A 13473-nucleotide genomic window follows, 5' to 3' on the forward strand; every position below is an offset into this window, starting at 1 on the left:
TTAAATAATCCTATTGCTTAACAAGTGACCAGCAGTGATGAATTTTAGGATTCCTCTGAAAATCTTCAGGTAATGTCTGTTTTGAAATATTCTGAATACTACAGCCCATTTTGGTTAGGGTTGCTTCATCTAATTTAAATTGACGTAAATTATTAGAAAAAATTATTTCACCACCTGGGGTTAAACATTTAAGTGCGTCACTTATTAAATTGATATGGTCTCGTTGCACATCCCATGTAGATTCCATTCTTTTTGAATTAGAAAAAGAGGGAGGATCAATAAACATTAAATCGTATTTACTTGTATGGCTTTTTAGCCAAGTTATACAGTTGGCTTGAACAAATTCATATGCTCCAGTTAGAGCATTTAACTTAAAGTTTTCTTTTGCCCAATCAATGTAAGTATTCGACATATCAACAGTGGTAATAGATTTTGCTTTACCTAACGCTGCATGCACAGAAACACTCCCAGTATAAGCAAATAGGTTTAGCACATCTTTACCTGCAGATTTTTGTTGTACGAGTTGTCTGGTAATTCTGTGATCTAAAAACAACCCAGTGTCTAAGTAATCATATAAATTAACAATAAACTTGGCGCCATTTTCATAAACTTCAATGGTTTCTTTGCGTTGCGATACTTTTTGATATTGATTCTTTCCTTTTTGTTGCTCCCTCACTTTAAGGATTATCCTGTTTGCGTCAATTCCTGTCACCTCAGGTAAGGTTAAAATAACATCTTGTAAACGTTTCTTTGCTTTATGTTCAGGAACATCTTTAGGAGCCGCATATTCGTGAACCACTAAGTAATCGGCGTATCTATCGACCGCCACATTATATTCAGGTAGATCTGCATCATAGATTCGGTAGCAGTTAGTATTTTGCTTTTTTAACCATCTGTCTGTTTTTTGTAAATTCTTTTTAAGACGATTAGCAAAGTCATTACTGATAGGTTTTATTTCACGAACAATACAATTGCGTTCATTTAGTTCAAAATTGACTAAAACACACTCTAGTTTACCATTCATGAGTTTGTATTCTTTCTTGGAGCTCAATTTCATTTGACGTAACAAGTCACGGTCTGAAGTCAGAATAGAAAGATTCCATTCTTTAAATACTTGTTTTAGAGCTACACCCCATTTTTGAAAGGTTGGGATTAGTTTGTTGCTATCGCTTAATCTCTCACCATAGGGTGGATTGGTAACCATATAACCAATGTCTTTTTCAGAGTGGTTAAAATTACAAGCATCTTGAGTAGTAAAATTAATATTATCTAGAACACCGGCAATACGGGCATTTTCTTTTGCGATAGAGACGACTGCTTTATCTATGTCGTTTGCAAAAATTTTGCCTTGAGGTCCTCTTTTTAAAGATTGGGCCAAAGAGCAAAGCTCTTCCCAAACATTAGGTTCGTGCTGTTTCCATGAATCAAAGCCCCATTGTTTTCTACTAAGGCCAGGCGCAACATTGGTTGAAATTAACGCAGCTTCAATAGCTATAGTACCTGCACCACACATGGGATCTAACATGGGTGTTGTTATGTCTGATGTCCAACCGCTTCTAATTAACATTGCACTTGCTAAGTGTTCTTTCACAGGGGCTAGGCCTGTTTTAGCGCGGTAATGCCTTTGATGTAAACTTTGACCAGATAAATCAATATAAACGGCTAATACATTACGCCATAATCTAGCCTGTATGCGTATGTTTGGTGAAAGCTTATTAACTGATGGACGTTCATCAAAAAACATTGAAAACTGGTCCACAATGGCGTCTTTAACTTTTAATCCACCAAATTGCGTATTATTGATGCTTTGATTTGTGCCGTTAAAGTCCACCATAAAGGTATCACTTACACCAAAATGACTGGGCCAATTCGCTTTATCAGTTACTTTGTAGACATCTTCTGCAGTATCTATGTCGCCTTCTGCCAGTTTAACTAATACGCGGTTTGCTAGTCTTGACCATAAACATATCTTATAGGCATCGCTCAACTCACCGGTAACTAAAACCTGGCCAGGCTTACTTTTTAACGCCACATCAGGACAAATAGCAGCTATCTCATCAAATAGCAGGCCATCTAAGCCTTTAGAAGTAGTAACTAAAAATTCAAACATTATGTATCTCACTGGGATATGACGTTAAAACGGGCGCGATTATACGGTAAATATGCACTAAGCGCATGTTTAATCAGGAAAAGGATAGGATTAAATACTGAAGTTTCGGGACTAGGCTGTTAATTGAGAGCCAGATGCAATAAGAAGGGGCTCTAAACGATTTACAGCGACCTTTACCAAGTCAAATTGATTTAGGCATTTCTTGTTGGTAATTAGTATTTCGTTGGATATTAACATGCAGGTTGCAAGCTGCTGTTGGTCGCACAAGACTAAAACGATTCCAGTGCCAAACGATGTGTTTATTTTTGCCAGTTTATGGTTAACCCCAAAATACTCAACTTCATCAAATAACCAACTTTTTGGGGAAATTGGTTTGTGAAAAATTAAAGCGGCTGTCGCATTAATTAAAACATGTGTTAACTGAGCTTCAGAAAACTGTGCATCACTAGTTAATAAACTATTTCCAATAGAAAGATATAGTTCTGTATCTCGTAGACTAAAAAGTTGCTTATCTACAGGCAAGTTAACAATATGCTGTTGATTATATGCAGTTGTACATTGCCACTCTTTTCCCATGGACAACATGAGTTGACCATTTTCAGAGAACCAAAACCAATCTGCCATAGGCTGCAACATAAAAATTAAACACCAAATATTAGTAAATTTATCGTCTAAAAAACTAACATAAATTAACAAACTAATGGTGTTAATTTGCCATATTTAATTATTCTAAAATAACGAGATCTCTCTATGATCCTTATAAGGAGTTTACGATCTCTTTGATCAAAGATGGCCCTTTGTAGATCAATGCTGAATACACTTGGATCAACTGAGATCCGGCTTCGATCCGCTCCTTAGCAGATGATCCGGAGTGAATACCCCCTACCCCTATAACCGGTATCCTGCCTGCAATCTCTTTGCAAAGTTTCTCTGTTACAGCTTGGCTTTTAGCTTGTAACACAGCGCCGCTCAGCCCCCCCATTTCTTCAGCATTTTCTTGTCCCGCAACAAGATCTCTGTCTAAAGTTGTATTGGTTGCGATGACTCCGTCGATCTCAGCATTGATCAAAGAATTTGACATGTCGACAATCTCTCTGTCGCTTAGATCGGGGGCGATCTTAACGAGAACTGGAACATATTTACCGTGCTCTACTTCTAATAATTTTTGCTCTTTTTTAAGCCCTTGCAGAAGTGTTTCTAGCGCATCTCCGTGTTGTAGATTTCTAAGCCCGGGTGTGTTTGGTGATGAGATATTTACAGTGACATAACTCGCATAGTTATAGACTTTTCGTAAACAAATAAGATAATCGTCTAAGGCATTTTCTTCTGGAGTGGTTTTATTTTTACCAATGTTAATACCCAATACGCCGTCGTATTTACATCTCTTTACGTTCTCAATTAGGTTGTCTACCCCTTTATTATTAAACCCCATTCGGTTAATAATCGCTTGCCCTTTGGGTAACCTAAACATTCTTGGTTTGTCGTTACCAGCTTGTGCTTTTGGCGTCACTGTTCCTATTTCGATAAAACCGAAACCCATTGCAGCAAAAGCGTCAATACACTCGCCATTTTTGTCAAGCCCTGCGGCTAAGCCCACTGGGTTTTTGAATGCAATACCAAACACATTTACAGGTTTTGTTGGGATACTTTGTTTATAGATAAAGTTTAAAGGTGTGTTTTGAGTTCGTTTTAACCAATTTATTGTGAAGTCGTGGCTCCATTCAGCATCTTGGGTAAATAGACATTTTTGAATAATTGAATACATATATTTCTCTTTAGACATAAAAAAGCCCCGGTAAGTACCAAAGGTATCAACCAGGGCTGTGTTAGACAGTTTTATTAATCGTTAGCGTTGATGCTTAAAAGCATTAACTCTCTAAGGGCAACAGAAAACTTGGCAAACTCATGGGTACTACTGGTTCTAAACTCCGACATCATATGATACCAGCGATCGAGTAAAGTGCGATTATTGTCCATCCAATTTTTTAAAATGATTTCTGCATCTTTACCTTTGGCGGCTGATAATAACACAGAGGTCAATGATCTTTGTTGCCAATCTAATTCTTCACGATAAGAAGCCCTAGCCAAAGCTTGCCAATGGTTACTTACTGCTTGTCTATCTATTTGAGCCAAGAACCAGTGTAGCTCTAGCTTGGAACCCAATTTATAGTACAAATTTGCCACCAGTTTTATATTTTTATTTTCGGATTCAGCTATTTGTGCCAAATCCATACATGGAAACATATTACTTAAAGAGGCAACCTTAAATGCTGTGTCTTTTGGTACGCCTGATTTCTCTAAGTCAGAGCAAGCATGCTGTAATTCTTGGAGCTCTTCCTCTACTAAATAGTGGTCCAAGTTAGCTGACAAATCATCATATGTTGATTGGTAACTATCAATGGCTTCTTGAATACCTATAAGTTTAGTACCATGCCTAATATACCAACGAGATGCCCTACGCATTGTACGACGAATGCTATCAAGCATGCCTAATTGCACATCCGAAGGTATTTTGTTATCCAAGGCTTCTACTTCTTTCCACAATGTTTCCATTCTGTAAATGCCTTTAACTACAGCATAAGCGTTTGCAATTTCCTCTACTGCAGCGCCTGTTTCCTCTTGGATCCTAAACACATAATTCATGCCTAAGTCATTAATAATATTATTAGTTAACTTAGTCGCAATAATTTCACTTCGAAGCGGATGAAGTTGCATTTGTGACGAAAACTGTTCTTGTAACTTCATAGGAAATGCTTCAATTAACAACTTGCCATGATATGGATTATCGGTAATAGAAGAAATATTAAATTTTTCCTTCATAACCATTTTACCATAGGCAATCAAAACAGAGAGTTCAGGTCTAGTTAACCCAGCTGATTTAGCCAGTCTATCTGATATCTCTTCATCTGTAGGTATAAACTCTAGCTCACGATTTAGATACCCTTCACGCTCTAAACCATGAATAAACCTTAATTGCTCTCTTAACTGGCCAACCCCACCTAACTTGGAAATAGATATGGATTCTGTTTGCCTATAGCAATCTTGAATAACTAAATCTCCTACTTCGTTGGTCATGTCGTAAAGTAAATTATTACGCTGTTTAACAGTTAAATCACCTGAGCTAACTAAAGTATTCAATAGAATTTTGATGTTGACTTCATTATCTGAGCAGTCAACACCGCCTACATTGTCTATAAAGTCGGTATTAACTCTACCACCATTTTCGGCAAATTCTATACGACCTAATTGCGTTACACCTAAGTTGCCACCCTCACCTATTATTTTAGTATTTAACTCGTTACCGTTTACACGTACATCGTCGTTGGCTCGGTCGCCCACTTGAGCATGAGTTTCTTTGCTACTTTTTACGTAGGTTCCTATACCACCATTCCAAAGTAAATCTACTGGCATTTTCAAGGCGGCATGAATTAACTCGTTTGGTGTCATGCTTGCTTGCTTAGTACCTAATGATGCTTTCATTTCAGGGCTAAGCTTTATAGATTTAGTTGAGCGACTAAAAATATTGCCACCTTTTGAAATAATTGACTTGTTGTAGTCATCCCAACCAAGAGATGGGTTTTCAAACAATCGCTTTCTTTCTTTATAGCTAGATTCAATATCTGGACTTGGGTCAAAAAAGATATTTAGGTGATTAAACGCCACCACTAATTTAGTATGTTTAGAAAGTAGCATCCCATTACCAAATACATCTCCGGCCATGTCTCCTACTGCTACACAGGTAAAATCTGAGGTTTGGCAGTCTTTTCCCATTTCTCTGAAATGCCTTTTAACCGATTCCCAAGCACCTCTTGCAGTGATACCCATTTTCTTATGGTCATAACCTATACTGCCACCAGAAGCAAAAGCATCACCAAGCCAAAAGTTAAATTCATCTGCAATGCCGTTTGCTATATCAGAAAATGTTGCTGTACCTTTGTCTGCTGCGACAACCAAATAGGCATCATCTTCATCTAAGCGCACCACGTCTTTGGGATGCACAACGTTTCCGTCGACGATATTATCTGTAATATCTAGTAAACTACGTATAAAGGTTTTGTAGCACTCTTGCCCTTCTTTTTGAAAGGCTTCACGCCCTTGATCTATCGGTAGTTTTTTACAGACAAATCCACCTTTAGCGCCAACGGGAACAATAACCGTATTCTTAACTTGCTGCGCTTTCACTAAGCCTAATATTTCGGTTCTGAAATCTTCCTGTCTATCTGACCAACGTAATCCACCTCGTGCGACTTTGCCTCCACGCAAATGTACGCCTTCTATTCTTGGGCTATAAACAAATATTTCATACTTAGGCTTAGGTAAAGGCATCTCAGGTATAAGTTCTGGTAGCATTTTATAAGAAACATAAGACTTATCGTGTCCATATTGATCTTTCTGATAAAAGTTTGTTCTTAATGTAGCCAAAATTAAGTCTAAGTAGCGACGAATAATCCTGTCGTCATCTAAATTAGAAACATCATCTAAATGTGTTTTGATGGTACTGAGTATTTTTTCAGCAGTTTTATCATTGCGTTTAATCGCTGGGTTAAATTTCTGTGTGAATAAGTCTATTAGTAATACCGCTATTTGAGGATAGTTAGCTAGTGTATTGGCTATATAGTCGTGGCTGAATGAGCTACCAATTTGGCGCATGTATTTCGCATAAGCTCTTAATATAGTAACGTTACGACCAGATAATCCTCCCCCTAATACTAGGCGATTAAAAGAGTCATCTTCTAGTTTTCCATACCACACTTGTGAAAAAGCAGATTGAAATAAAGTTTGTGCCTGTTCCATATCCATATCGTTACTGGCGTTATGTAGCATGGAAAAATCCATAATCCAATTTACAGATCCGTTATCTAAATTCACTTTATAAGGGCTTTCATCAATTACCCTTAATCCAAAATTTTCTAACATAGGCAATACAACAGATAAATGAATAGGCTCATTTTTGTGAAATAATTTTAACTTTACTGATTTACTATCAGGTCCTTCTTCTAAAGGTCGATAGAACAACATATCAAGAGTGTTCTCAGTAGTTAGCTGTTCAAGTTTTTCAATATCTACCAAAGCGGCGCTAGGTAAACTGCATTCTTTGTAGCTATTAGAAAATGCATTGCCATATCTAGTTTCAAGCTTTTTACCCTTAGCTTCCCCATGATTAGAACGGATGGTAGATGCTAGACTGTCTTCCCAACTTTTGTTGAGCTCTATGACGTTCTTTTCAATTTCCTTCACGTTATATTCCGCATTGTTGTTTTTAACTCGGGTTATGTAGTGGGTTCGGGCATAAACAGATTCCGAAAAATAAGTTGTAAATTCAACTTCTTGATCGCTTGAAAATGACTTTTTTAGTAACGCTTGAGTATCTTTTCTAAGTTGCGTGTTGTAACGCTCTCTAGGAACATAAACCATGCATGACACAAAGCGCCCGAAGGTGTCTTTGCGAACAAACAAACGAGACATACCTCGTTCTTGCATCTGAAAGATACCTAGAATAATTTGTGCAAGCTCTGCAACCGTCCCTTGTAATAATTCGTCCCTTGGATAGGTTTCAATAATATTCAGGAATGCTTTATGCCCATGAGTACCTGGATAAAAACCAGATAACTTAGAGATATCATCTATTTTCTTCTGTAAAACGGGAATGTGTGTGGCACTACTATTATAAAATGAAGCAGAATACAGACCTATGAATCTATCCTCGCAAACTACATTACCAGCTTCATCAAATTGTTTAACCCCAACATAATCTAAATAAGCAGGTCGATGTACACGCGAACGTGTACTGGTTTTTGTCAACATTAATGGATTTTTACTAAGCGCCTCTTCTCGAGCAGATAAAGGTATGTTCGATAACACTCTTTCTCGGTTAGTTTTAGAGTTTTTCATCAAACCTAAGCTAGTTTCGTTGTCAGCTACCCAAGAATAGTCCCCATCAATACCGCTAACGGTATACGATCGATAACCCATCAATGTAAAGTTATGATTGCTTAACCAGTTTAAAAATTTAACTGTTTGTTGTTTTGCTTCCTCATTAACTGGACACGGCTTATTACTTATAATATCTATAAGCTCTTCTAGACGGTTACGCATTGGTTTCCAATCATTCACGGCTAAAGATACTTCGTCTACAACAGACATTAACTCATCTGTTAATTCATCTAGGGCTTTTTTAGAGGTTTGTCTGTCGACTTCTATTAGAAAAACAGTTTGTTTAATCACCCCTTCTTTAGCGCTATTTGGTTCTTCAAATGAAGCAACCCTACTTTTTACATCACGACACAAAGCAATGGGACTGTGGAGCAATAAGTGCGCTGTAATCCCCATTCTATTCAGAGCCATTCGCACAGAGTCGACTAAAAATGGCATGTCAGTCACAATCAACTCCACAATAGTGTGAGTTGATTGCCAACCATGTTTACCAATCTCAGGATTAAAGGCGCGAATAAAAGGCTTATCTGCAGGATAATCTATAAACTCATTCCATAAGCTAAGAGTAGCACCATATAAATCGCTATCGCTTCTGTCTTCTAGGTCATGGCTGCCTATATTTTTAAATAGAATTTTAGAAAAATTAGTTACCTGTGCTACTTTTTCAGGGGAGACTTTCTTAGAAATTAACGTATAGACGTTTTCTAAAAGAACAGAATGCTGATTATCTACAACGGTCATTTTTTTACCTATATTAGGTTGACAAAATTATTAACAATAGGCTTATCAACTAGAAAGATGAGCAGCCTAGGTGACAAACAATAAAAGTTTAGTCGAAAGACAGCAAAACACACAGTTTTTGGCTTAAGTTGCTGTATTCTCGCTAAAAAACAATTCAAGTAAAAGAGTTAAATTTACTTAAATTTAACATTATTCATAGCTATGCAGCTTATGTAGGAAAAAACGTGTATATAGGCATTTACATGACTTTTGGGTAAATATTTATGCAAAAATAAATTTCTATAAATACAGTAGAGCTTAGGCTATCTTCTCAAAACTTTGGAATTTATTGTCACTGTTAATAATAAGAAGATAACGACCTTTAATCCCCGTTCTAGTAACATGAGGGCGTAGGTTTTTGACTGGTAGTTGAACTCTTGTACCGTTGTCTGCGGTCATAACAACGGTATTTATACCTGGCTGATACAAGGACTCGCATTCTTCATATTTTAGCCCTAAAGTAAAATAAAACGTCTGCATAATATTGGTGTTGCCTAAGGTAAACTTTTTGAAATTTTTTCAAATAAATCTTTACTAAGCCCTTTAGTATTGCCAATACGCATTAATTGATGTTGCATCAAATCTTGGCGTTCTTTATCGACTTTTTGCCACTGAATTAAAGGAGTGATTACTCTAGCGGCAACTTGAGGATTGACACTATTCAACTTAATTAAATAATCAGCCACAAATTTATAGCCACTACCATCGATTTTATGGAACCCTTTAACATTGAAAAATGCAAATGATCCTATCAGTGCTCTCACCCTATTTGGATTGTTAATAGTAAACTGGGCGTGGCTCATTAGTAATTCTATACGTGGCAGTATATCAGCTCGATTTGTTTTGGCATGCAGTGCAAGCCATTTATCTAAAACGAGTGGATCGTCATGCCACTTTTGCTCAAATTGAGTCATTAAGCTTTCAAATAAATTTAAATCTGTAGATTGCGCTGCTGATAAAGCCCCGAGTGAATCTGTCATATTGTCGCAACTAAAGAACTGATCACTAACCAATTTAGTCGATAGGGCTTTATTCGCATAACTTAAATATTTAAGCGCTAAATTAGCTAACTTACGCTGTTCAACCTGCTTTTGGTCATAACGATAGTTTTGTTTAGATTTGCCATGATAAATCGCGTTCCACTGAGCTTCAAATACTTGCCCCATTTTCGTTAATAGTGCTTCTCGGCTTTGATATAGACGATCAATATTCACTGAGTCAGACTGTTGAAACAGTGTTTCAAAGCTAGGAACCGTTAAGATTTCTGTTTTAAGAGCCGTCTCAATATCTTTACTATCTATCACTTCTACAAAGTACCTGATAGTACGGTTGATTAAATCATCACTTTCAATGGTTGATAACTGACTGGCTTGGTGGATACATTCACTAAATAAGGTTTGTCCTGCATCCCAACGTGCAAAATCATCAGGAGAATCAAGCATAACGTTTGCCAGGCCTGCTTGTTCATATTCATACTTCAATTTAACTGGCGCACTGAAATTATGAAGTAAAGATGGTAAGGGTTTATGTGCTAATTGGCCAAATTCTATAGTTTGTGTCTCTTCAGTAAGTTCAAGAGTGTGGACTTTGTTATCTGAAGTATTTAGTAAACTAAATTGAATAGGAATAACAAGGTTATGTTTTTCATCTTGTTCAAAAGTGGCTTTGTGAGTCTGTTTAAAGGTAATCTTATAAGTTCTCGTATCGCTATTGTAGTCATCAGAAACATCAATACTTGGCGTACCCGATTGGCTATACCATAGCCTAAACTGTGTTAAGTCTTTATTATTGGCATCTTGCATGGCTTGAACAAAATCATCACAAGTAACGGCTTGACCATCAAAGCGCTCAAAATAAAGTTTTATTCCTGCTAAGAATCCTTGTTTTCCCAAGATGGTATGCAACATTCTAATTACTTCAGAGCCTTTATCATAAACAGTAACCGTGTAGAAATTGTTCATTTCCATCACTTCATCTGGCCTAATCGGGTGAGACATAGCACTAGCATCTTCAGCAAACTGGTGTTCTCTTATTATCCGTACGTTTTTAATACGATTAACTATTGCTGAACCCATGTCAGAGCTAAATTGTTGGTCTCTGAAAACCGTTAATCCTTCTTTTAGACTTAGTTGAAACCAGTCTCGGCAGGTTACCCTGTTACCTGTCCAATTATGAAAATATTCATGAGCTATCACCGCTTCGATATTAAAATAATCTTCATCAGTAGCGGTGTCAGAATTAGCTAAAACAAACTTACTATTAAAAACATTCAACCCTTTATTTTCCATGGCGCCCATATTGAAAAAATCAACGGCAACAATCATGTAAATATCTAGGTCGTATTCCAATCCAAACACGGTTTCATCCCATCTCATTGCTTTTTTGAGAGAGTCTAAAGCGTGTTGTCCTCTGTCTAATTTGCCTTTATCTACAAACAGTTGTAACGCAATTTCTCGATTAGATTGAGTTATGAAAGTATCTTCAAGTAGATCGAAATCTCCAGCTACCAATGCAAATAAGTAACAAGGTTTATTGAAAGGGTCTTGCCATGAAACAAAATGTTTATTATCTGGCAACTCCCCTTCAGCAATTTTATTCCCGTTTGATAATAAGAATGGGAATTGCGTTTTGTCAGCAATAATTTTTACATCATAAACAGCCAAAATATCTGGTCTGTCTAAAAAATAGGTGATTTTTTGAAACCCTTCAGCCTCACACTGTGTACAAAAAGCCCCAGCCGATAAATATAGCCCCTCTAAACTAGAATTATCCTGAGGGTTGATCATATTCTCTATACGTAACTCAAACTTATCTAAGTCAGTATTCACTGTAAGGCTACCTGGACCTATTTTGTAATCTCTATGTTTATCACCATTAATTGAAACAGACCTCAAGTCTAATCCTTCACCATTTAAGACTAATGGAGTGTTATGATCTCCCTGACGTTCAATCTGAGTAATACAAATAACACGAGTTGTAGTAGCGTCAAGGTTAAACTCTAGGTTTACTTTAGTAATGATAAAATTTGGTTGTTGATAATCAGAGCGTTTTTTTACAGTAGGAATATGTGTAGACATGACTTTCTCAAGTTTCATTTGTATTGAAGGATAAAATAAGGCTGTTTAGATTTAAACAGCCCATATAAAATTAGGTTTGTTACTTAACCTCTGGTACTGGAATTCTTAAAATTTTAATACCTAAATATGCATATATAATAGACAACACTGGGTTGATTAAGTTAAAGAAGGCGAAAACAAAATAATCTAAAGGATTTACAGCAAGCACACCATGCATATATACACCACATGTATTCCAAGGGATAAGAGGAGAGGTTAAGGTACCTCCGTCTTCTAAGCTCCTTGATAAATTCAATTGATTTAACCCGCGTTTTTCAAATTCATCTTTATACATTCTACCAGGCATCACAATTGCCATATATTGATCGGCAGTGATTACATTGGTCCCTATACAAGTTAAAATAGTACGAGTTACCATGTCACCAGCACCTTTTGCTCCTTTTAGAAATGCTGTAACCGCCCGCTTCAGTAAGCCGACTCTTTCTAAAACCGCTCCAAATGTCATTGCACACATGATTAACCAAATTGTATTTAACATACTAGACATACCACCTCTACTCAGTAAATCATTGAGCGTCTCACTTGTGGTTGAAAAAGATACTCCATCAAACAAAGCGGTCCAAACAACTATTATGGATGCTTTATAAGCACTGGTTTCGCCATTAGCTAAACTTACAATGACATCACTTTGGAAAATTATTGCCCATATACCACCTAACAAAGCGCCAATTGCAACAGCAGGAAAAGCTGGAACCTTTTTAATCGCCATGGTTAACAACACAATTAAAGGCACTAACATATGAAAACCAAGATTAAACTCTTGTTTTAAAATTGACTGCATCTCTTGTATTTTGCTATTGGAGTCTGGAATATCTGCGCCTAAGCCAATCGCTACAAAAATCAAAAGGGTGATGACAATACTAGGAACCGTTGTCCACATCATATATTGGATGTGTTCAAACAAGTTAGTTCCAGCAATTGCTGGGGCTAAATTGGTGGTCTCAGACAGTGGTGATATTTTATCACCAAAGTAAGCACCAGAAATAATTGCACCAGCTGTGATAGCCTCTGACATTCCCATTCCAATGGCCACGCCCATTAAGGCTACCCCTACTGTTGCAGCCGTTGTCCAAGAGCTACCAATGCTCATCGCGACAATGCCGCAAATTAAACAACTAGCAGCATAAAACATAGAAGGATTGAGAAGATCTAACCCATAGTAAATCAAGGTAGGTACAGTACCAGATAACATCCAAGTCCCAATCAAAGAACCAACAGCTAATAATATTAAAATTGCGCCAAGTGATCTTGAAATACCTTTGATAATACCTTTTTCAATATCATCCCAACTGTAACCATTTTTAATGCCTATTATAGAGGCGATACCCATCGCAATAAGCAATGCAATTTGATTCGGTCCAAAAGATGAATTATCTCCAAATAGATAAACAGACCCACCTAACAAAGTAATGAGAATAATAATTGGAATGAGAGCATCTGATAACGATGCTTCAACTTGTTGTTTTTCTTCAGTCATGAATTTCTATGTCCATCTAAGAGGTTACAAAGTTG

7 protein-coding genes are annotated in these 13473 nt (G+C 36.9%); all 7 read right to left on the minus strand.

The genetic code is table 11. From position 1 onward, the window contains the following. Positions 1 to 10: 10 nt before the first annotated feature. The gene (gene rlmKL / locus ABJD71_RS04230; RefSeq protein ID WP_348165002.1) at positions 11 to 2110 is read right to left on the minus strand and encodes a bifunctional 23S rRNA (guanine(2069)-N(7))-methyltransferase RlmK/23S rRNA (guanine(2445)-N(2))-methyltransferase RlmL; all 2100 of its coding nucleotides are present in this window, start codon (positions 2108 to 2110) and stop codon (positions 11 to 13) included. A 111-nt stretch (positions 2111 to 2221) separates the two neighbouring features. Then, positions 2222 to 2746, minus strand: coding sequence for a cell division protein ZapC domain-containing protein (locus ABJD71_RS04235; RefSeq protein WP_348165005.1), 525 nt, complete (start codon positions 2744 to 2746; stop codon positions 2222 to 2224). 121 nt (positions 2747 to 2867) lie between these two features. Next, the gene (pyrD, locus tag ABJD71_RS04240) at positions 2868 to 3875 is read right to left on the minus strand and encodes a quinone-dependent dihydroorotate dehydrogenase (RefSeq protein WP_348165365.1); all 1008 of its coding nucleotides are present in this window, start codon (positions 3873 to 3875) and stop codon (positions 2868 to 2870) included. A 74-nt stretch (positions 3876 to 3949) separates the two neighbouring features. Beyond that, positions 3950 to 8785 carry an NAD-glutamate dehydrogenase gene (locus tag ABJD71_RS04245; protein WP_348165008.1) on the minus strand — a complete coding sequence of 1612 codons (4836 nt, stop codon included), beginning with the start codon at positions 8783 to 8785 and terminating at the stop codon, positions 3950 to 3952. A 297-nt stretch (positions 8786 to 9082) separates the two neighbouring features. Further along, positions 9083 to 9304: a DUF2835 family protein gene (locus ABJD71_RS04250; protein ID WP_348165011.1), complete on the minus strand. Its 222-nt coding sequence runs from the start codon at positions 9302 to 9304 to the stop codon at positions 9083 to 9085. A 14-nt stretch (positions 9305 to 9318) separates the two neighbouring features. Continuing rightward, positions 9319 to 11901 carry an aminopeptidase N gene (pepN, locus tag ABJD71_RS04255; protein ID WP_348165014.1) on the minus strand — a complete coding sequence of 861 codons (2583 nt, stop codon included), beginning with the start codon at positions 11899 to 11901 and terminating at the stop codon, positions 9319 to 9321. A 79-nt stretch (positions 11902 to 11980) separates the two neighbouring features. Then, positions 11981 to 13438: a Na+/H+ antiporter NhaC gene (gene nhaC, locus ABJD71_RS04260; RefSeq protein ID WP_348165017.1), complete on the minus strand. Its 1458-nt coding sequence runs from the start codon at positions 13436 to 13438 to the stop codon at positions 11981 to 11983. Positions 13439 to 13473: the final 35 nt, after the last annotated feature.

This window comes from Paraglaciecola sp., from assembly GCF_039943935.1.
In the GTDB taxonomy this organism is placed as follows: domain Bacteria; phylum Pseudomonadota; class Gammaproteobacteria; order Enterobacterales; family Alteromonadaceae; genus Paraglaciecola.

What these genes read in the sequence shown, in the direction of transcription:
- rlmKL (WP_348165002.1), bottom strand. Translation starts at nt 2,110, where the DNA reads ATGTTTGAATTTTTAGTTACTACTTCTAAAGGCTTAGATGGCCTGCTA.
- ABJD71_RS04235 (WP_348165005.1), bottom strand. Translation starts at nt 2,746, where the DNA reads ATGTTGCAGCCTATGGCAGATTGGTTTTGGTTCTCTGAAAATGGTCAA.
- pyrD (WP_348165365.1), bottom strand. Translation starts at nt 3,875, where the DNA reads ATGTATTCAATTATTCAAAAATGTCTATTTACCCAAGATGCTGAATGG.
- ABJD71_RS04245 (WP_348165008.1), bottom strand. Translation starts at nt 8,785, where the DNA reads ATGACCGTTGTAGATAATCAGCATTCTGTTCTTTTAGAAAACGTCTAT.
- ABJD71_RS04250 (WP_348165011.1), bottom strand. Translation starts at nt 9,304, where the DNA reads ATGCAGACGTTTTATTTTACTTTAGGGCTAAAATATGAAGAATGCGAG.
- pepN (WP_348165014.1), bottom strand. Translation starts at nt 11,901, where the DNA reads ATGTCTACACATATTCCTACTGTAAAAAAACGCTCTGATTATCAACAA.
- nhaC (WP_348165017.1), bottom strand. Translation starts at nt 13,438, where the DNA reads ATGACTGAAGAAAAACAACAAGTTGAAGCATCGTTATCAGATGCTCTC.